This is a genomic window from Aquabacterium sp. (genome assembly GCF_036273115.1).
Classification (GTDB): domain Bacteria; phylum Pseudomonadota; class Gammaproteobacteria; order Burkholderiales; family Burkholderiaceae_C; genus Aquabacterium.
Window position 1 is genome coordinate 462643 of record NZ_DASUIN010000002.1, and the last position, 20985, is coordinate 483627.

Here is a 20985-nt window from a genome sequence, read left to right on the forward strand (position 1 = left end):
GTGTCAAAAAGCAGGAGGGGGCGACAGGCTTTGCAAGGCAACCCAGGCCTGACCCAAAGACAGGCCGCCATCACCACAGGGGTATTGTGAGGCCCGCCAGACTCGCAGGTCTTGTGCCTGGATCAATTCGGTGAGGCGGTCGTCCAGCAAACGGTTGACCAGACAGCCGCCGGTCAGCACCACCGTGTTCAAGCCTTGATCCCGACAGGCTTGTCCGACCCATTGCGCCAGGCCTTGAGCCAGAGCTGCGTGAAAGTAGGCTGCAGCCTGATGACGATTGTGGAGATCGCCAGACAAGGAAATCAGCGTGTGCATCAGATCACGCCAGTCCCATGGGGCGATGCCCGATTCCTCCTTTGGTGAGGGGGGGGCATGGATGCGGGCCATTGGGGCAGTCGCCTCGGTGGGCCATGCTGGTGAGGCACAGGCTTCAAGCAACATGGCCGCATGGCCCTCATGGTCTGACCACGAGGTCAAGCCAAGCAAAGCGGCTGCGGCATCAAACAGTCGGCCCACACTGGTGGTGGACAGGGTCTGCGCGGCGGGCTGGGTGCCTTGTTGCTGAAGCCAGGCTTGCAGTGCGCGAGCCTGAGGCTGCTCGGGCCAGCGCTGCCCAATTTCCGACGCTCTCCCCAGGTCATGCAACACCGCAGCGGCCAGGCGCCAGGGCTCCCGCGCGGCTCGCTCGCCTCCGGGAAGCAGCAGGGGGCGAAGGTGGCTCAGTCGGAGGCACTCAGCCCCGTGAACTCTCAACAGCTCGCCACCCCAGGCGTGACCGTCTGTGCCGAGGCCAAACCCATCCAGCGCCAGGGCGATCACGGCACCGGGTGTATGCCCCTTGGCAGCATGCTCAGCCAGCACTGCGCCCACATGGGCATGGTGGTGCTGCACCCGCACCCAGTCGGCTTCATACCTGTGGGCCAGATTCGCGGCGCTGCGGTGGCTGAAGAAGTCGGGGTGCAGATCGCTGGCCACGGCACGGTGCGCGGTCGAGTGGATGAATGTGTCACCAAGCTGATCCAGTTGGGCTTGGTAGACCTGCCGGCACGCTGCGCCACTCAGATTCCCGATATGGGGAGAGACTACCGCTTCCCATTGACCTTGCGGCGTGGTGCGAATCTGGCAGATTGTGTTTTTCAGGTCGCCCCCACAGGCGACGACGTTGACCCGATGCGGGGTAGGGCCACAGACCAAGGGCTCTGGGGCGTAGCCTCGGCTTCGGCGTATCCAGCAGGCGCTGCCGTCGGGTCGGACCCGCAATACGGAGTCGTCTGCCCGATGCAGGATCTCGCGGTCGTGCAGCAGCAGGGCATCGGCCAGGTCTGGCAACTGCTGCCATGCCTCGTCGTGGGTGATCACCAGGGGCGAACCCGAAACATTGGCGCTGGTCATCACCAGCAGCAGCTCTTGCGCGTGGTGCATCCAGTCTGTGCCGGCGGGGCGCTGTGCGGCTTCATGAAACAGCAAGTGATGAATGGGCGCATACGGCAGCATGGCGCCGATGGCGGTCAAACCCGGCGCGATGGGCGCAAGCTGTTGCTGCGCTTGCGGGGTTTGCTGCAACAACACGATAGGGCGACCGGCTTGGGTCAACCATGCTTCTTCGTGCGGCTGGATATGGGCCCACGGACGGAGCGAGGGCAGGTTGGCCGCCATGATCGCCAAGGGCTTGCTCGGGCGCTGCTTGCGTTGCCGCAGGCGTGCGACGGCATGGGCATCGCGCGCGTTGCAGCACAGGTGAAAGCCCCCGATGCCTTTGATGGCCACGATTTGTCCGGCCTGAATCAGCGCCAGTGTTTCGGCGATGGGATCCCGGTCGGTGGCGTCGCCTGCCAGCAATGTTCTGTCGCGGCGCCACAGGCTCAGGCGCGGTCCGCACGCCGGGCAGCAGGTGGTCTGGTCGTGGAAACGATGGTGGGTGGGTGACAGGAACTCCCGTGTGCACTGCTGGCATACCGCCATCGACGCCATGCTGGTGTGAGCGCGATCAAATGGCAAGCCATGGACCACGGTGTAGCGTGGGCCACATTGAGGGCAGTGAATGAAGGGGTGGCGCCAGCGTCTGTCTTGCGGATCGAACAGTTCGCTCAAGCAGCGTGGACAGGTGGCCAGATCGGTGCCAATGTGGGTGCCAAGGGCGTGGAGAGAGTCGCTGACAGTGCTCTTCAGAATTTGAAAGGCCCCAGCTGCAATGGGGGGCCAGTCATCCGCAGGCTTGGGTAACTTTTCGATGCGGTCAACCCGCGCTGGAAATGGCATGTGCGGCAGGTGCGACACCAAGGAGTCGATGTCGGCCGCGAGCCCTTCCAGCCGCACCGCGACACCCTGCGGCGTGTTGCGCACCCAACCGCTCAGGGCGCGTTGCGTGGCTTGTTGGTGCACCCAGGGGCGGCAGCCCACGCCTTGCACCAGGCCATGCAGGATCAGGTCTTGGCGCACTGCTGTTCAATCCATTCGAGCCAGGCATCGATGCCTGCGCCACTGGTGGCCGACACCTGCAAGATCTCCGCCTGCGGGTTGACCTGATGGATGTAATGCCTGGCTCGTTCCAGATCAAAACGCAAATGGGGCAGCAGGTCACATTTGGACAGCAGCACCAGCTGCGCTGCCTGGAACATGTCGGGGTATTTCAGCGGTTTGTCTTCCCCTTCGGTCACCGAAAACACCAGTACCTTGGCGGCTTCCCCCAGGTCGAAGCCAGCCGGGCAGACCAGGTTGCCAACGTTTTCGATCAACAGCACGCCATGGGGCAAAGGCGGCAGATGATGCAGGGCGTCATGCACCATGCGGGCGTCAAGGTGGCAGCCCTTGCCGGTGTTGACCTGAATGGCCGCTACCCCGGTTTCACGTATGCGCTCAGCGTCCAGACTGGTCTGTTGGTCGCCTTCGATCACGGCCACTGGGCGTTGGCTCTGCAATCGGCTCACGGTTTCCACCAGCAAGGTGGTTTTACCGGAGCCGGGGCTCGACACCAGATTCAGCGCCAGTGTGTGCTGGCCTTGAAGGTGCTCTCGAACGTGGGCGGCGACATGGTTGTTGCCCGCGAGAATGTCGTGCTCCAGTTGCAGCACCCGGGTGTGCAAGCCGGAGCCGGTTTGAGCGACTTCAGAGATCGGGTGCGCGTGCCCATCGTCCTCGGCATGTGGGTGCGAGGGCTCGTGTGGCGAGTGGTGATGGTGGTCGGCAGACTCACAGCCGCAAATGGTGCACATGGGGAACCTGCATGGAGACGGGATCAATCCATGCACCATAACGGACTCATGGTTTCCCCGCCGTCGGGCAATCCCCCTATTCGGGTGGGTCACAAAGTGCCATAAATGTCACGTTGTTTGACTTGAGACCCCGTAATGAGATCGTCCAAACAGTTCAAACGTCTGGCCAGCTCTGTCGCTGGTGTGGCAGCCGCTGCTGCTTTTTTGATTGGTCAGCCCTGGATGGGCGTGTCGCTGTGCACCGTAGCGGCATTTTTTGGCCTGTCAGCACTGCACCGTGTCGGTGGCCGCCAGGAGCGCCCGGTTCTGCGGGCGCCCATTCCCACCCTGGAACAGCGCAAGCGCATGTTCCAGGAAATGGCCTGAATCAACCGGCATTGCCCACCGGTTTGACGCGGTAGCCCGTGCGCGGGAAGTGCACGTGCACCGTGCCACAGCGCTCGCTTTGCAGGCGCAGCGTCAGCTGTTCCGCGTTCAAGCCGATCAGGTCGCCCTCGACGCTTTCCTGTCCCATGATTTCGGGGCGGACGCTCACGCGTTGGCCCACGCGCAAGCCGCTCGGATCTGTCTCAGCCGTTTCGTAGTCGAGTGCAGCAGGCTCCGTGTCTCTCGCCACGTCCAGTGCCATGTGCGCTGCCAGTTCGTTGCGGGTGCCATGTCCGAATGACTTCATGCGTTTCATCCAGGCCAGCGTGGCGGGGTAAGCGCTCAGATCCAGTCGGCTGACCTTCACAAACCACAAGGCGCAGTACAGCGCAAAGTCGCCATGGGTCGGTGTGTCTCCGCCTACAAAGGGCTGTGCTTGCTTCAAGCCTTGTTCCACCCAGGCGAGTTCACGTTCCAGCACCAGGCGGGCTTGCGGCCCAGACTGCTTCACCGCTTCACGGCTCATGCCTTGCATGCCGCTGAGTGCGGCTCGGTCTGCAAGAAAGTCGTCGCTGAGAAAGTCGACGATCTGGCTGAAGGTGTAGGCCACTGCTTTGCCAAAGAAGTTCACGTCCACCCAGTGGGCGATGACTTCGCTCCAGCCAGTTTCGGGCATCGCTGCCGGGGATGGGGCCAGCTTATCCAGCACGCGGGCAATCAGGCGGGTGTCGCAATACACATCGGCCCCCACCTGCAGCACCGGCACCTTGCGGTAGCCGCCCGTCAAGGCCGTCATGTCGGGCTTGGGCATCATCATCGGCACCACCACCGACTCCCAGGCCAGTCCCTTGAAGCCCAGCATGGCCCGAATCTTTTCCGCATAGGGCGACTCGTTGTAGTGGTGAAGGATCAGTGTGGGGTGTGTGGCGGTGTTCATGGTGCTCATTGTGGCCAAGCAGGCCGAACCATAGAATTGTCGTAATAGACATCTTTGATGCTGATATGGACATTGCGGCTCCCCAAGATCATCGTGTCGGCGTGTTGATCTGCCGGCAGCACAGCCTGGCCAGCTACGGCCTGGTGCTCGATGCCTTCCGCATGGCCAACCAACTGGGCGTGGCACATCGGTTTCACCTGGTTCGCATCAGTCAGGATGGCCAGCCCGTTGCGCATCCCGATGGCGATTTGCGCGTCGACGCCGGTCTGGAAGCCTTGTCGGGTGTCGACGTGGTGCTCATTCCTTCACTTTGGTTGAATGGGCCCGAGGCTGTGGCCGAGCAATCGCAGACGATTGCGGCACTGGCTCGGCTCGACTCGCGCATTTTGGTGGCCACCCTGTGCACGGGGGCTTACCTGTTGGCGGCCAGTGGGCGGCTGGATGGCAAAGCGGCCACCACCCACTGGATGCTGGCCAACGGCTTTCAGGCACGTTACCCGCAGGTTCGCGTACAGGCCAGCCACAACCTCACGCACGAGGCCGAGGTCGTGTGCTCCGGAGGATCCTTGGCTGCAGTCGATGTGTGCCTGTACGTGGTTCAGTTGTTGGCGGGGCGAGATGTGGCGCGTAACCTTGCTCGCTTGCTGGTCACGGATTTGAGCCATGGCCCGCAAACCTGGTACACACCGCCCCATGGTTGGCGCCGGCACAACGATGACGGCATTCACCAAGTCGAAGCCTTCATTGCCGAACACCATGCCCAGCCCCTGTCGCTGGAGCAGTTGGCCCAGCGTTTGCACACCAGTGTGCGCACGCTGCAGCGTCGTTTTCTGGCGGCCACCGGCATGACACCCATTCAGTACCAGCAGGCCGTGCGCATCGATCGCAGCAAGGATCTGCTTGAATCCAGTCGCTTGCCCATTGAAGCCGTGGCCGAGTGCGTGGGCTATCAGGATCGGGTGGCATTTGGCCGCGTGTTCAAGAAGGTCACGGGTCTCAGTCCGGCGGCTTATCGGCAGCAGCAGGGCGTGGGCGCCTAGGCCATCCGGCGCCTCGGTCTGATGTGGCGTGCTGGACAAGCGCGACCAAGCTGAGACAATGCCCGCATGACCTTCGATTCAGACTCCATCATTGGCCAGACGCAAGACTGGCTGACCCGTGCCGTCATTGGCCTCAACCTGTGTCCTTTCGCCAAGTCGGTGCATGTGAAGGAGCAGATTCGCTACGTGGTTTCTGATGCGACCACGCCCGAGCAATTGGTTGAACACCTGGTGACCGAGTTGAGCTTGCTGCGCGATGCCGACCCCGAGGAAGTCGACACCACCTTGTTGATTCACCCGCAGGTGCTGCAAGACTTTGATGACTACAACGCCTTTCTCGACATCGTTGATGCGGTGATCGATGAAATGGAACTGGAGGGCGAACTGCAAGTGGCCAGCTTCCACCCGCAGTACCAGTTCGATGGCACCGAGGAAGACGACATCGAGAACTACACCAATCGTTCGCCTTACCCCACCTTGCATCTGCTGCGTGAAAGCAGCATAGAGCGGGCCGTGGCGGCGTTTCCCAACGCCGAAGACATCTATGAAACCAATATGGAAACCCTGCGCAAGCTGGGTCTGGAGGGGTGGCGAAAGCTGTGGCTGCCCTGATGGCAGTTGGCCGCATCTTGGCCTAGACATAGCAAAACGCCCCGGCGTGGACCGGGGCGTTTTTGTTCAGGGGAAGCCTGTGAGCGATCAGCCTCGATGCAGTTTGAACGCGGCCACCTTGTCGGCCAGGCGTTGCGCCTGGTCGCGCATGCTCTCCGCTGCGGCGGCGCTTTGTTCGACCAAGGCCGCATTCTGTTGGGTCATTTGATCGAGTTGCGTCACCGCCGCATTGATCTGGCCAATGCCATCCGACTGCTCGGCGGTCGCGGCGGTGATCTCACCAATGATGTCATTGACCTGCTGCACGCTTTGAACGATCGCGCTCATCGACGTGCCGGCCTCCTGCACCAGGCGCGAACCGGTTTCCACCTTGTCCACACTGGCACCAATCAGTGTCTTGATCTCTTTGGCCGCATTCGCGCTGCGTTGTGCCAGTGAGCGAACTTCACCCGCCACCACCGCAAAGCCGCGACCTTGCTCGCCCGCACGGGCGGCCTCCACGGCCGCATTCAAGGCCAGGATGTTGGTCTGGAAGGCAATGCCATCAATCACGCCAATGATGTCGGAAATCTTGCGTGAGCTTTGGTTGATCTCATCCATCGTGGCCACCACGTGCGACACCACCTCACCACCGCGGCTGGCTGCATCGTGGGCAGAGGCTGCCAATTGATTGGCCACCCGAGCAGCTTCGGCGGTCTGACGCACGGTGCCGGTCAGGTGTTCCATCGAACTGGCGGTTTGCTGCAGGTTGCTGGCAGTTTGCTCGGTACGGCTAGACAGGTCCGAGTTGCCGGTGGCAATTTCAACCGACGCCACCTTCATGCTGTCCGTCGAGTTGCGCACTTCCGCCACCAGCGACTTGAGCGAATCCTGCATCGACTTCAGCGACAGCAGCAGATGGCCGGTCTCGTCCTTGTCGTGTGCGTCAATGTGCTCGCTCAAATCCAGCGCGGCGATGCGATCGCTGACTTCCACGGCCTTCGCCAAGGGCTGGGTCAGGGTGCGCGCCAGCCACAGGGTCAGTGCGATGCCCGAACCCAGGGCAAACAGGCCGAACACAATCAGTGCATTGCGGCCGGTGCTGTTGGCCGATTGAATCGACAGCGCCTGCTGATCGATGTCCTCACGTTGAGTCTTGACCAATTGCTGCACCAGATCCTGCAACTTGGCGGTGGCAGGCAGGAAGCCGCTTTGCAAAGCCCGTTCAGCCGCGGCCGTATCGCCGGCCTTCTTGGCGTCGAACACCTCAGCGCGGGTGCGAAGCATTTCCTTGCGCGCTTCGCCAATTTGGGCAAAGAGTTCCTTCTCCTTGGCGTTGACCATCAGCGGCTCAAGCTGCTTTTGAATTTCGCTTGAGACCTTGGACGTGGCGGCCGCATCATCGGAAAAGGATTTGGCGATGGCGGGGTCAGGGGCCAAAGCGGCAGCCTTGGCTCTCACGGCGTTCACAGACAGGTTCCGATACCAGTCAGCAGCCAGGCGCTCGGTGGTGAGGGAATCTTGAGTCAGGGCTTGGGTTTTGCCACTGATGTGGGTCAGCGACCAGATGCCGACGACGGAACCGATGCTGGCCAGCAGCAAAACGGTGGTCAAAACAAGAACAAGCCGGCGTTGGATTGATCCGGAAGTGGAAACTTGAGACATGGTGGCTCCGAAGGACAATGGGGCCACGAACTACCCAAGGGGGCGCGGCCTGCAAGCTTATTCGGAGCGTTTGGCACCAACTTGAGGCGTTTTGTCAGCCAGCAGCTGAATGCCAGCCAGTTGTGCAGCGCAGATGTCGCGCACGATCTGAACGAAATCTGCCAGATAAGGGCGACTTGCCAGCGCCTGGGGGGCGATGGCGTACAACTCGCTCCACAGGCCTCGCAAGCCAATCCGTTTGGCCAACACGTAGTCGTGGTCCACATAGCTTTTGACGCCCCAATTGGGCAAGGCCGCAACGCCTCGGCGGCTCGCCACCAACTGCAGCACCGCCACCGTCAACTCTGCCTTGCGCCTCGGCAGAGAAATGCCGGCCGGCGCGAGAATCTGTCGGATCAGGTCAATGCGCTCCTCTGGAACCGGGTAGGTGATCAGGGTCTCGCCCACAAAATCTTGGGCCTCTAGCCGGCGTTTGTTGCGCAAGCGATGTTCGTTTGGCAGCACGGCCAGAATCTCGAACCGAAAGAGGGGGGCAATGTGCCATTGGCCGGGGGATGATGGATGCGACCCGATCACCAGGTCGGCCCGGCGCCGCTCCAGCAAGTTCAATGGGTCGGCGTGAAAGCCCGCCACCAGATCGACCTCGACCTCAGGCCAACGCCGGCGAAATTCGTCCATCACTGGCATCAGCCAGTCGAAGCAGGTGTGGCACTCCAGCGCGATCCGCAATTCGCCTCTGGTGTCGCTTTTCATGCGTGTCAGATCCCGCTCCGCATCATGGATCTGAGGCAACACGGCGCGAGCCAGGCTCAGCAATCGTTCACCCGCCGGAGTGAAATGCATGCCGCTCTTGCTGCGTTCAAAAAGCACCAGGTCGTAATGCGTTTCGAGGGCCTTGATCTGGTGCGATAGGGCTGACTGGCTCAAGTGAACCCGCTCGGCGGCAGTGGCCAGCTTGCCTGATTCGGCAATGGCCACCAGTGAACGTAGATGGCGGATGTCAAGCATGAATGAAATTCATGGATGGATGAAAAAATGTCGCTTGTTTCATTCTAGTGGTATCGCCACACTTCGCGTCACTTTTCAATGACTGACACGGAGCCTCTCACCATGACTCGGACTCACATTCTTGGCTTTCCCCGCGTGGGAGCCCAACGTGAACTCAAGCGAGCCCTCGAAGCATTCTGGCAAGCCGCCCCCGAAGACCGTCAGGCTCGCGAGCTGACCCTGCTGGAAACCGGGCGCCAGCTGCGTGAGCGCCATTGGCGTATTCAACGCGATGCCGGCTTGAGCTGGGTCACCGTGGGCGACTTTGCCTGGTATGACCACATCCTCAGCCTGTGTGCCACTTTGGGTTGCCTGCCCGCACGATTCGGCTTTGCAGCCGACAAGCTCAGCTTGGCCCAGTACTTTGAGCTGGCTCGAGGCAATGCCCAACAGCCCGCGATGGAAATGACCAAGTGGTTCGACACCAACTACCACTATCTGGTCCCTGAGGTCGGGCCTCAGACTCGGTTTGACGGAGGCGTGACCTGGTTATTGGATGAGGTTGATGAAGCCCAGGCACTGGGCATGCCGGTCAAGGTGGTGCTGACTGGCCCACTGACTTTCTTGTACCTGGCCAAGTCGCACGGTGGTGCCTTTGACCGCTTGAGCCTGCTGCCCCAACTGGTGCAGGCTTATGTGCGCTTGCTTGGTGCGCTCCAGGCCAGAGGGGTCGAGTGGGTGCAGATCGATGAGCCCATTTTGTCGCTGGAGTTGGAAACCGATTGGCTGGCTGCCTTTGAATCGGCTTACGCCGACTTGCAGGGCTGTGGCATCAAAATCTTGCTCGCGAGCTACTTTGAAACCACCCGGCACCATGCCAAACTGATCTCTCAATTGCCGGTGGCGGGATTCCATCTGGATCTCGTGCGTGCCCCTGAGCAACTGGATGAATGGCTCGCGTTGCTGCCTGAGCAAGCCGTGCTGTCGGCCGGCGTGGTCGATGGGCGCAACATCTGGCGCAACGATTTGCAGGCCAGTCTGTCCAGATTGGACAAGGCCTATCAGCTGCTTGGGGATCGTCTGTGGGTGGCGTCGTCGTGCTCCTTGCTGCATGTGCCAGTCAGTCTCGCATCCGAACGCCGACTCGACCCCGAGATCAAATCCTGGCTCGCATTTGCTCAAGAGAAAGTGCAAGAAGTGGCCACCCTGGGCAAGGCCTTCGATCAAGGGGTGGAGGCCGTGTCCGAGGCCTTCAACGAAGCCTTGGCGGCGGTGCAGTCACGACGACAGTCCGGCCGTGTGCACCACCCCATCGTGCAAAAGCGCCTCGCCCAGATCAGCCCGGCCATGGCCGATCGCCAAAGCCCCCATGCCCAGCGGGCTCGCGAGCAAAGAGAAGCGCTCCAGTTGCCGCTCTTGCCCACCACCACCATTGGCTCGTTTCCACAAACGCCTGAGATCCGCCAGGCGCGGGCGGCATTCCGCCGGGGTGATCTCAGTGCTTTCGACTACTTGCAGCGCATGCGCGATGAAATCGCACTGGCTGTGCGCAAACAAGAGGCGTTGGGGCTGGATGTGCTGGTGCATGGCGAAGCTGAGCGCAACGACATGGTCGAATACTTTGCCGAGTACCTGTGGGGTTACGCCTTCACCGAGAACGGGTGGGTGCAAAGCTATGGCTCGCGCTGCGTCAAGCCTCCCATCATTTATGGCGACATCTTCCGCCCGGAGCCGATCACGGTGGAGACCACGCGTTATGCCCAGTCGCTCACCGACCGCCCCATGAAGGGCATGCTCACGGGCCCGGTCACCATGCTGCAATGGTCTTTTGTTCGAGATGATCAGCCTCGCTCGACCACCGCCATGCAACTGGCTTTGGTCATTCGAGACGAGGTGCAAGACCTTGAAAGGGCCGGCATTCGCGTGGTGCAGATCGATGAACCCGCCTTCCGGGAAGGCTTGCCCTTGCTGCACAGCCAGTGGCAGCACTACCTCGATTGGGCCGTGCAGGCGTTCCGCATTTCGGCTGCAGGCGTGCGCAACGACACCCAGATTCACACCCACATGTGCTACTCCGAATTCAACGACATCTTGCCTGCCATTGCCGCCATGGATGCCGATGTGATCACGATTGAAACATCGCGTTCGGCCATGGAGTTGCTCGATGGATTCGGTCGCTTTGCGTATCCGAACGAAATCGGTCCCGGGGTGTATGACATTCACTCGCCACGTGTGCCATCGGTCGATGCCATGTTGCATCTGCTTGAAAGGGCTTGCCAGGTCATTCCGGTCGAGCGTGTGTGGGTCAACCCCGACTGCGGGCTCAAGACCCGTGGATGGCCAGAAACCGAGGCTGCGCTGCAGCACATGGTTGAGGCGGCCCACATTCTGCGTGCGCGTCTGAGTCAGCCGGCCCTGGCCGCTTGATTTGATCGCTCGGGGGGGGGCAGCCTGATGTCTGCCCGAGACAGAAGACAGGCGTCATCCGAACCGCAGGGTCGGGCGTTGTATAACGCTCAGATTCCACTCGCCCAAGGATGGCGCCATGTCGAACCAGATTGCCAGGCAGACCCTCATATCGCTCGCATCATGGGGCTGCCTCGGAGTGAGTTTTGCCGCGACGGCCATTGAGCCCGGCATGCCTGAGCGCGTTCGCGCGGCCCAGGCCATGGCCAACAATGCGCCGCAGTGCCAGGTGGCGCAGCCTTTCTATTGGGAAATTGGCGATGGGCGGCGGGTGTTGGCCAGCGGGCAGGCCGGGCGCAAGGCGCCGGATGCCCAAACCCGGCTTCAGATCGCATCAGCCTCCAAATGGATCTATGGGGCTTATGTGGCTGAGCAGCGGGGCGGGGCCCTGACGCAAGACGATGTTCGCTATCTGAATTTTCAGAGTGGCTACACCCGCTTTCACATGTGCCGCCAGGGGCAAACGGTAGAGGAGTGCCGCACCAGCATGCTCAACCGGCGTGGGGCACAAGACCCCGAGACCATCGGGCGGTTCTATTACAACGGGGGCCACATGCAGCAACATGCTGCGTTGATGGGCCTGGGGGCACTGGATAACCAAGGCTTGGCGCAGGCCATCGTGCGCGGCTTGGGTAAAGCCGGGCAGGGCTGGGACCTGGTCTATGGTCAGCCACAACTGGCTGGTGGGGTGCAGAGCAGCGCGAGTGACTACGGTCGATTCTTGCGCGCCATGCTCTCAGGCGATCTGAAAATGGGCAGCTTGTTGGGCAGTCATCCGGTGTGTACCCAGCCGCGAGCCTGTCCGGGGGAAGCGCTCAAGACGCCTATTCCCGTCACCGAATCCTGGCATTACTCCCTCGGTCATTGGGTGGAAGACGACCCCGCCGTGGGCGATGGGGCCTTCAGCAGTCCGGGCGCATTTGGCTTTTACCCCTGGATCGATGCCGGGCGCCAGTTCTACGGCATCGTGGCCAGGGAAGAGCGCTCTGGTGTGCTCAGCGCAGACCCGGACAGCAAACCTGCTGTTCGATCTGTGGAGTGTGGCCGCCTGATTCGCCAGGCCTGGCTGCTGGGGCACGCGCCCTGAACTGAGACAATTACTACCTTTGAAATTGAATCGGTCAGACGGATGGAATCGAGTTGGCATGCCCTGGCGCGGGGGAAAGTAGCGCAGCTAGGGTTGGCTGGGTTGCTGGGGTGCGCAGGGGCTCATGCTGAGCTCTACGTCTGGTCGGGTGACGTCGATGGCCATTACGCCTTCGCACAAGCCACTTACACCACCCGTGAAATTTCCCTGTCGTCGGACCTGACCTTGCCTTTGCCGCACAGCGAGCTGGATGGCGAGTTTCGCTTCGATCGCGAGTACATCCAGATCAAGGGGACGCCGCTAGAGGTCAACACCGACAAGTACGATGCGATCCTGAAGTACAAGTACTTTCTGGACGACACGCCTTACTACCTCTACGTCTCACCCCGTATGCGCTATGACCGCTTCGGGTTCTACCAGAAGGCCCAGTCGATTCGCTCCGGGGCGGGGCGAAAATTTGGCTCGAGCACGGCCCTCGAGTACAACGTTGAGCTGGGTACTGGCTACCGCGAGGCCATGCTGGCCGGCCAGGGCGAGGTTTCAGAGATTCTGTACATCGCATCCATCAAGGGGCGATGGAATGCCAGTGAGACCGTTTCGGTCAAATTGAACTGGGTCAATGAGTGGAGCAGTCGTGAGTCCTACACGACCTTGACCCTAGGAGTGCGTAACAAGCTCACAGACAAGCTCGGACTGAAGTATGAGCTTCTGTATCGCCGAGCTTTCCCGTTCGATTCGCAGGAAAAGGATGGGGAATGGCTGTCGGAAGTCGGGCTGAGCTACAGCTTCTGATCAGCTGAGAATCAACCGCGCATCATCCACGCAGACGGGCCAACAGGGCTTCGGTTTCCACGCTGGCCTGCTTCATGGCTTCGTCATCCGAGACCATGGCCAGTTCTTGCAGCGAGGCGCTCAAGTTCAGCAAGCCATCACGCAGTTTGATCAGCATGGCCTGCATGTCCATGAACTGCTTGCGAGCCAGATCGGCGCTGTTGTCTTCGTTCATGGTGGGCTCCTGCCGCCTCCCGAAACTGCAGCTGAACACCGGTTCGGGGGGCAGAACACCGGGTCAGTGACACTGGAATCAACTGTACCCGGCAGGTTCGTTTTGGACTAGCCGCCTGATTGCGGGGGGGCGAGCTTCCGTTCGTGACAGATGTCTCGCCATCCAAAAAATGGCTTGAACCGTGGCCTGCTCAGATGGCCTTTGTGCGCCGTTCCAGCCAGGCTCGCGCCTCTCCTTGCACCATCGGGCTGACCCGCCGCCACACCTCAGCGTGATAGCTGTTGAGCCACGCGATTTCGTCGGCCCGCAGCAAGCTGCGGTCTATGCAGCGCGTGTCGATGGGGCACAGACTGAGGGTTTCAAACGCCAGGTACTCCCCGTACTCGGGTGTACCGGGTTGGGCGTTGGGTACCGTCGAGGGCAAGGGCACATTGAGCACCAGGTTTTCGATGCGGATGCCCCACTGACCGGGCCGATACAGGCCGGGCTCGATCGAGGTGATCATGCCGGGCTGCATGGCCATGTTCGTATCGGGAATGGCCTTCGAGATCGATTGCGGCCCTTCGTGAACATTGAGGAAGTAGCCCACCCCATGCCCCGTGCCGTGGCCGAAATCCAGGCCCTGTTCCCACAAAGGGGCGCGGGCTATCGCGTCCAGCATCGGGGCCAGGGTGCCGCGCGGGAAGCGCGTGCGCGACAAGCCCAAGGTGCCCTTCAGAACCAGGGTGAAATCTCGTTTCTGTTCGGCAGTCGGTTCACCGATGGCCCACACCCGGGTGATGTCGGTGGTGCCACCCAGGTACTGCGCACCCGAGTCGATCAGCAGCAGGCCTTGGGCAGTCAGCCCTTGCGGGGTGCTGATGACGGCATGGGCTTGCGGTGTTGCCCGGTAGTGGGGCAAGGCCCCATTGGCGTTGAAGCCCGCGATGGTGGGGAAGCTCAACGAAACATAGTCAGGCTGGCGAGCCCGTGCTGCCGTGAGCTTTTCGTCCACCGTGATCTCGGAGACGAACTCTCGGCCCAGGGCTTGCTCGAACCAGGCGTAAAACTCGGCCATGGCCGCACCGTCTCGGGCCATGGCTTCGCGAATGAAGTGGGCTTCGGCATCGGTTTTGCGTGACTTGGCCAGGGTAGTGGGGTTGATGGCCTCAATGACTTTGACCGTGTCCGGGACGGCCTGACGCAAACCCCAGGTGATGCGCTTGGGGTCGACCAACAAGCAGGCTTGCGCGGGCAGGTCTCCCAAGGTAGGCAGGGCCAGTTCATAGGCCTGGGTTTGAATGCCGTCGCGTGCCAATGATTGCTGCAACGCCGCAGGCACCTTCCCCTCGCCGACAAACAAGGTCGCGTGGTTCTGGCTGACCAGAGCGTGGCCCAGGAAGACAGGGTTGTACTCCACGTCTGCGCCGCGCAGGTTCAGCAACCAGGCCAGGTCATCCAGCGTGGCGATCCAATGGTGGGTGGCGCCTTTGTCTTGCATGGCCTGGCGCAGGGCCGCGAGCTTGTCGCTGCGGGGCGTGGCTGCGAAGGGAGCTTCATGCTCGAATACGGTGCCCGCAGGCAAGGGCGGGCGTTCTGCCCACGCTGCATTCAAGGGGTCGTTTCCAGCCTCCAGTGTCCAGCCGACCTCTGCGAGGGCTTGAATCAATTGCTGGGTCTGTGCCAAGCCCAACACGGCGCCGTCAACCGCAAGTTGGCCCTTGCCGGCCTGCATGCGCAGCCAATTTGCATAGGCCGGAGTGGCTGGCCCGTCTAGCTTGACCAGATCGACGCTCGTGCCGGCGAGTTCGGCCTCCGCCTGTTCCCAGTAGCGGCTGTCTGTGAACAGGGCGGCCTTGCTGCTCGCGACGATCAGGGTGCCTGAAGAACCCGTGAACCCGCTGAACCATTCCCGCCCTTGCCAGTGCGCGGGCAGATACTCGGACAAATGGGGATCGCTGCTGGGAATCAGAACAGCTTGCCAGCCTTGTGCGGCCATGTGGGCGCGCAGGGCTTGGAGTCGAGCAGAAACGAGAGCAGCAGACGTGGCAGGCATGTACAGGCAACTATGGGAGAACAAACACGCTCCCATGTTGCCATGTTCGGGCGCAGCCCGCTGCCGCAGGCGCGATGCACGCTGTTATCGGGCTGGCGCGGCCTGCCCACCTGTTGCGCCAGTGTTGCCAGGGGCTGACACGGTGGCTTGATTGGGGGCAGTGGTGGGTTGGCTCACGGCCGACACGCTGACAGGGGGCGTTGACGGGGGCGTGACTCGCACCACCATGGCATTGGGTTCGAGTGCATGTGGGTCCGGGAACACGCGAGCATGGCGCTGCGAGGTGAAGTAAGCCCAAGCCCAGTCCATCAAGACCACGGTGCGGTTACGGAAGCCGATCAGGAAGTAGACGTGCACGAACAGCCAGAACAGCCAGGCAGAGAAGCCGCTGAACTTCACGCGCTTGTTGATGAAGGGCAGGTCCAGCACGGCCACGGCGGCACGCTTGCCGATGGTGGCCAGATTGCCGTAATCGAAGTAACGGAAGGCTTGCGATTCCTTACCCTGAAGGCGACGCATGATGTTGAATGCCGCCTTTCGGCCCATCTGCTTGGCGCCCGGACTCACACCGGGAACGGGTGTGGGGTTGTCGGGATCGAGGTAGCTCTTGGCGCTGGCCAGGTCGCCCACCACGTAAATGTTCGGGTGGTCGGGGATGGTCAGGTCGGGTTGGACCACCACGCGGCCGGCGCGGTCGAGCTGGCAGCGCGTGCTCTTGGACAGGGCGCGCCCCAATGGAGACGCGGCCACACCGGCGGCCCACACCACGGTGCGGCTGGGCAGGAAATGCGACACCGGGTGAGGCGTGCCATCCGGGCCCGGCTCCATCGTGTCGTAATGAATGCCGAAGGCGGTGATGTTGGTCACCTTGGCGCCGGTCAGCACTTCGGCGCCCAGGCCGGCCAGTTGCTCCTTGGCCCGTTGCGACATGTCTTCGGGGAAGGTGCCCAGCACGCGGCCGGCGCCTTCCAGCAAGATGACACGGGCACGGCGCGAGTCAATGCGGCGGAACTCAGAACGCAGGGTCTGCTGCGCAATTTCCGCCAGGGTGCCTGCCATTTCCACGCCAGTGGGGCCTGCGCCCACTATGGCGAAGGTCAGCCAGGGTTCGCGTTTGGCTGGGTCGGTTTCCCGCTCGGCTTGTTCGAAGGCGGTCAGCACGCGGCGGCGAATGGTGAACGCGTCACCCAGCGTCTTCAGACCCGGCGCGTACTTGGCCCAATCATCGCGGCCGAAGTAAGAGTGGGTTGCACCCGCAGCCACGATCAGATGGTCGTAGTGAATGTGCTCGCCACCGTCGATCACCACACAGCTCGATGCGGCATCGATCGAGGTCACTTCACCCATCAGCACCGTCAGGTTGCCGCGCGCGATCTGCTTGCGCAGGATGTGGCGAATCGGGCCCGCAATGGCTGGGGCAGGTAGCCCGGCTGTGGCCACCTGGTACAACAGGGGCTGAAACAGGTGGTGGTTGGTGCGGTCAATGACCACGATTTCCACCGGCGCATGCGACAGGGCTTTGGCCGCTTCAAGGCCTCCGAAACCACATCCGATGATGACGACACGAGGCTTGGGCGCAGAGGGACGGCTGGTGTTGGGCATGCGTTGCGGTTGATGAAAAAGAGTAATGTGACACCGCCACGAAACGTGCCTGGTGAATTTCTCGTGGTTTATACCAGTACACGTGTCCTGTGTGTGGTCTTGCACCGCTGTGGTGCGCCCCTCGATCGAGGGGGCTCAGAGGACACGGAATGGGAAATCAGGCGGCGTCGAGCGCTTTCGGGGTCATCAGCAGGTCCAGCGTGCCACCCTGCGTGGCGAAGGCGTAGCGGTCTTTGCCCGCCCGCTTGGCGCTGTGCATGGCCTTGTCTGCGCGCACGCACAACGAGGCAGCGGTCTCTTTGGCTTCCCACAAGGCCACGCCCACGCTGGCGCTGATCACCACGGCGTTGTCGCCCAGGTCAAAGGGCAGACTCAGGGCGTCGACGATCCGACCGCAAATGCGCTCGACCTCGTCAAGCTGGCCGGCCTCTTCGAGGATCAAGGTGAATTCGTCGCCGGCCAAGCGGCAAACGGTGTCGGTGATCCGCGTGAAGGCGCGCATGCGGTTGGCAGCTTCAACCAGCAGGCGGTCACCCGCCTCACGCCCGTGCTGGTTGTTCACGCCCGCAAAGCCATCCAAGTCCACGTAGAGCACGGCCAGGGTTTGCTTGCTGCGACGAGCGCGTTCCACCGCGTGGTCCAGGCGTTCTTCAAAGGCGCGCGCATTGGGCAGGCCTGTCAACGCATCGTGACGGGTTTGCTCATGGTGTTCGCGTTCGCGGGCCTTGGACACGCTGATGTCTTGCATGACACGAATGTGCTGAACGATGCGGCCGGCTTCGTTGCGCAAGGTGCTCACGCGCATCAGGAGGTCAAGCGTCTCCCCGTTCTGTGCAATCTGCTGGGTTTCGCCGGCCCAGCGCTGGTTGCCCTTCAGTGCGGCATCAATGCCTTGCAGGTGGCTCTCGCGCAGAGGCATCAAGCCAATCAACTCGGCGTTTCGCCCCGTCACCTCGCTGGGGCTCATGCCACTGAGGCGGCAGAAGGCGGGGTTGACCATCAGAATGCGATCAAGCGCGTCGCTGATCACCACGGCGTCGCCGGTTTCTTCCATCACCCGGCTAGCCAGTCGCCACTTGTCAGCCGCCAGGCGGTGTTCGGTCATGTCACGCGTGATGGTCAGGATGTGGTCGATCTGACCGTCGGCACCCCAAACGGGCGACTTGATGACGTCAAACAGGCGGTCGCCTTTGGCCGTGCGCATGGGCACACTTTGGAAATGGTGCAGGGTGGGGTTCTGCTGGACCAGGGCGTCTTGCTGTTCGTTGCGGGTCGCCAGTTCGTCAGGCATGACCTCGTGGGTCGTTTTGCCAACCACGTCTTCGGTTGGCAACTGCAAGGTGTCCGAGGCGGCCTGATTCCACACCAGGATTCGATCGCGGTTCTCGGGGCGCACGCTCTTGGCGCTGACGGCAATCGGCAATGTGTCGACCAGGGTGCGGTAAAACAATTCCTGCTGCTTGATGGCTTGCAGAGCTTCATGCGAGGCCGTCGTATCGCGCGAAACCAGGGCCACGCCCTCGGGAATGGGGATGATCTGATGGTGCAGCCAGGTGGGCGCACGCCCCGATCCAGCCAGGTGCAACGGTGCGTACAGGTGCTCCTCGGCCACGGCCGTGCGTGTTTTGCGGGCGCGATTCAGGCGTTGGAAGAAGAGGGAATACTGGGGTTGAGGAAAGAGCTCTGCCAGATCCATGCCGATCAGATCCGACTGCGTCTGCCCAAACCACTGGACGGCCTGTTGATTGGCCCGGCTGACCTCATAGCCCAGGCGCTTGCCCGTGTCGTCGCGGCGAACGCGCACCACCATCACGGCATCCTGACTGCCATCCAACAGGGCTTGCCAGGTTGACTGAGCCGATTGCGCCACGCGCACATGCCGTCGCCAGCGGTTCATGAACCACAGTGGCGTGCCGGATGTGACAGCCAGCACCGACAGGCCCAGCCAGTGCAGAGCCCCTTGCGAGGAAGATGTCAGCACCAGACCCGCCACCATGCCGGCAGCCAGCAGGGGAGGCCAGGCGGCCATGGGCACGCGACGTATCAGAGTGCGCACCCTCTTGAACAACTCAGCAGAGGACATGATCACCCCAGACATAAGAAAAGTGCAGTTCACACCTTTTTCGGGTGTTGCTCCGCAAGTCTTGATAGCCGATCACGTCGAAAGTGGTGAGCGGTGTAACCAGCTGTGAATATGACCCCGCCTGGCGAAACGCTGCCCAGGCCCGCTACCATGCTCACCTGCGTCTGTACTGATTCGTTTTTGCTCATGAGCTCTTTGTCGTCTGTCGCTGCTGCTTCTGCCCTGGAAGTCGCGGTGCTGCAATTCAATCCCACCATTGGCGATCTGGCCGGCAACGCCCGCAGCATCGTGGCAGCGGCGCGTCAGGCCTACGCTGACGGGGCTCGTTTGGTGGTGACGCCCGAAATGGCGCTGTGTGGCTATCCCCCGGAGGACCTGCTGCTGCGCCCGGCCTTCATGCTCGCCTGTGAGCAGACTCTGAATCAGGTGGCGCAAGAGCTGGCTGACCTGCCTGATCTGCATCTGGTCATTGGACACCCCCAGATGGGCCCCGGTGACGATCTGCGCACCCGCTCTTGGTCGGTTCCTCGTCGCTTGAATGCGGCCAGCTTGCTGCGCGCCGGTCAGGTGGTGGCCACCTATGCGAAACGCGAGCTGCCCAACTATCAGGTGTTCGACGAGCGCCGCTATTTCATTGGTGGCCGCGAGGCCGGTCTGGGCCCGGTGGTGGTAGATGTGCTGGGCTGGAAAATCGGCTTGCTGGTATGTGAAGACGCTTGGTTTGACGAGCCAGCACAGGCGGCTCAGGCTCTTGGAGCGCAAGCCTTTGTGGTGCTGAATGCCTCGCCGTTTCATGCCGGCAAGCGCGCCGAGCGTGAAGACCGCATGGCTCAACGGGCACGCAGCCTGGGTGTGCCGCTGGTCTATGCCCATCTGGTTGGCGGACAGGACGAAGTGGTCTTTGACGGCGCATCGTTTGCCGTCGATGCGCAAGGTCAGGTTGGGGCCCGTGCCGCCAGTTTCGAATTGGCCACCCTGCGCCTGCGACTGGAGCCCCAGGGGGGCGTTCGCGGTGAACTGGCCGAGCCACCCAGCCATGAAGGTGAAATCTGGGCTGCCCTGGTGTGTGGCGTGCGCGACTACATTGGCAAGAATGGTTTTCCTGGCGCCATCATCGGTCTGTCGGGCGGCATTGACTCGGCACTGGTTCTGGCCATTGCGGTCGACGCTCTCGGAGCCGACAAGGTGCGCACTGTGATGATGCCGTCACCTTATACCGCCGACATTTCCTGGATCGACGCCCGTGACATGGCCGACCGGCTCGGGGTGCAACACGATGAAATCTCGATTGCACCGATGTTCGATCAGTTCAATCAGGCCTTGGCGCCGCTGTTCGTGGGCCGTCAGCCCGATACCACCGAAGAAAACATCCAGGCCCGCATCCGCGGCACCTTGCTGATGGCCTTGTCCAACAAGACCGGCGCGATCGTACTGACCACCGGTAACAAGAGCGAGATGGCCACCGGCTACTGCACCCTGTATGGCGACATGGCCGGTGGCTTTGCCGTCATCAAGGATTTGGTCAAAACGCTGGTGTACCGACTGGCGCGTTGGCGCAACGCCGAGGCCGTGGCTCGCGGCGAGGTGGAGCCCATTCCCGAGCGCATCATCACCCGCCCCCCCTCGGCCGAGCTGCGGCCGGATCAGAAAGACCAGGACAGCCTGCCTGAATACGAGGTGCTGGACGCCATTCTGGAGCGCTACATGGAGCAGGATCAATCCATTGAAGAACTCGTGGCGGCAGGTTTTGCCGTGGCCGATGTGGAAAAGGTGACCCGCCTGCTCAAGATCAACGAGTACAAGCGCCGCCAGGCACCGGTCGGCATCCGCATCACCCACCGTGCGTTTGGTCGAGATTGGCGCTACCCCATTACCTCTAAGTTCCGCGCCTGAGTGGCCTCAGACGTG

The 20985-nt window shown here is 61.9% G+C and carries 16 protein-coding genes; 7 read left to right on the forward strand and 9 right to left on the reverse strand.

Annotated elements, in window-relative coordinates; all coding sequences use genetic code 11:
- Positions 1-3 precede the first annotated feature (3 nt).
- Positions 4-2439 (reverse strand): carbamoyltransferase HypF, encoded by a 2436-nt coding sequence (gene hypF / locus VFW72_RS02885; protein ID WP_329672756.1) that lies wholly within the window; start codon positions 2437-2439, stop codon positions 4-6.
- Positions 2424-3212 carry a hydrogenase nickel incorporation protein HypB gene (hypB, locus tag VFW72_RS02890; protein WP_329672757.1) on the reverse strand — a complete coding sequence of 263 codons (789 nt, stop codon included), beginning with the start codon at positions 3210-3212 and terminating at the stop codon, positions 2424-2426. The genes hypF and hypB overlap by 16 nt, the downstream gene beginning before the upstream one ends.
- A 135-nt stretch (positions 3213-3347) precedes the next feature.
- Between hypB and VFW72_RS02895 the strand changes: the two genes are divergently transcribed.
- Entirely contained in the window at positions 3348-3578 is a 231-nt protein-coding gene (locus tag VFW72_RS02895; protein WP_329672758.1) for a hypothetical protein, read from the forward strand.
- Position 3579: 1 nt separating this feature from the next.
- Here VFW72_RS02895 and VFW72_RS02900 read toward each other — a convergent pair whose 3' ends face one another.
- Entirely contained in the window at positions 3580-4515 is a 936-nt protein-coding gene (locus tag VFW72_RS02900; protein WP_329672759.1) for a glutathione S-transferase family protein, read from the reverse strand.
- 65 nt (positions 4516-4580) lie between these two features.
- Between VFW72_RS02900 and VFW72_RS02905 the strand changes: the two genes are divergently transcribed.
- Both VFW72_RS02905 and VFW72_RS02910 read left to right on the forward strand, forming a co-directional pair.
- A complete protein-coding gene (locus VFW72_RS02905) occupies positions 4581-5555 on the forward strand; it encodes a GlxA family transcriptional regulator (RefSeq protein WP_329672760.1) in 975 nt (324 codons plus the stop codon).
- Between the two features lie 66 nt (positions 5556-5621).
- Positions 5622-6167 (forward strand): DUF1415 domain-containing protein, encoded by a 546-nt coding sequence (locus VFW72_RS02910; RefSeq protein ID WP_329672761.1) that lies wholly within the window; start codon positions 5622-5624, stop codon positions 6165-6167.
- Between the two features lie 87 nt (positions 6168-6254).
- Here the strand turns inward: VFW72_RS02910 and VFW72_RS02915 are convergent, their stop codons facing one another.
- Positions 6255-7811, reverse strand: a complete 1557-nt coding sequence (locus tag VFW72_RS02915; protein WP_329672762.1) for a methyl-accepting chemotaxis protein — start codon at positions 7809-7811, stop codon at positions 6255-6257.
- A 57-nt stretch (positions 7812-7868) separates the two neighbouring features.
- Entirely contained in the window at positions 7869-8819 is a 951-nt protein-coding gene (locus tag VFW72_RS02920) for a LysR family transcriptional regulator (protein WP_329672763.1), read from the reverse strand.
- Between the two features lie 102 nt (positions 8820-8921).
- Here VFW72_RS02920 and metE point away from each other — a divergent pair, with 102 nt between their 5' ends.
- The 3 genes from metE to VFW72_RS02935 all read left to right on the forward strand — a co-directional run bounded on the left by metE (position 8922) and on the right by VFW72_RS02935 (position 13143).
- Positions 8922-11225: a 5-methyltetrahydropteroyltriglutamate--homocysteine S-methyltransferase gene (gene metE / locus VFW72_RS02925; protein ID WP_329672764.1), complete on the forward strand. Its 2304-nt coding sequence runs from the start codon at positions 8922-8924 to the stop codon at positions 11223-11225.
- Positions 11226-11343: 118 nt separating this feature from the next.
- Positions 11344-12351, forward strand: a complete 1008-nt coding sequence (locus VFW72_RS02930) for a hypothetical protein (protein WP_329672765.1) — start codon at positions 11344-11346, stop codon at positions 12349-12351.
- A gap of 42 nt (positions 12352-12393) precedes the next feature.
- On the forward strand, positions 12394-13143 hold the full coding sequence (locus tag VFW72_RS02935; protein WP_329672766.1) for a DUF481 domain-containing protein: 750 nt from the start codon (positions 12394-12396) through the stop codon (positions 13141-13143).
- Positions 13144-13165: 22 nt separating this feature from the next.
- Here VFW72_RS02935 and VFW72_RS02940 read toward each other — a convergent pair whose 3' ends face one another.
- From VFW72_RS02940 to VFW72_RS02955, 4 genes are all read right to left on the reverse strand, one after another.
- Positions 13166-13357 carry a hypothetical protein gene (locus VFW72_RS02940; protein WP_329672767.1) on the reverse strand — a complete coding sequence of 64 codons (192 nt, stop codon included), beginning with the start codon at positions 13355-13357 and terminating at the stop codon, positions 13166-13168.
- 190 nt (positions 13358-13547) lie between these two features.
- Complete coding sequence (locus VFW72_RS02945) at positions 13548-15392, reverse strand: aminopeptidase P family protein (protein ID WP_329672768.1); 1845 nt, start codon at positions 15390-15392, stop codon at positions 13548-13550.
- Positions 15393-15476: 84 nt separating this feature from the next.
- Positions 15477-16994: an NAD(P)/FAD-dependent oxidoreductase gene (locus tag VFW72_RS02950; protein WP_329672769.1), complete on the reverse strand. Its 1518-nt coding sequence runs from the start codon at positions 16992-16994 to the stop codon at positions 15477-15479.
- Positions 16995-17151: 157 nt separating this feature from the next.
- Complete coding sequence (locus VFW72_RS02955) at positions 17152-19077, reverse strand: sensor domain-containing protein (protein WP_329672770.1); 1926 nt, start codon at positions 19075-19077, stop codon at positions 17152-17154.
- Positions 19078-19263: 186 nt separating this feature from the next.
- Here VFW72_RS02955 and VFW72_RS02960 point away from each other — a divergent pair, with 186 nt between their 5' ends.
- The gene (locus VFW72_RS02960; RefSeq protein ID WP_329672771.1) at positions 19264-20970 is read left to right on the forward strand and encodes an NAD+ synthase; all 1707 of its coding nucleotides are present in this window, start codon (positions 19264-19266) and stop codon (positions 20968-20970) included.
- Positions 20971-20985 lie beyond the last annotated feature (15 nt).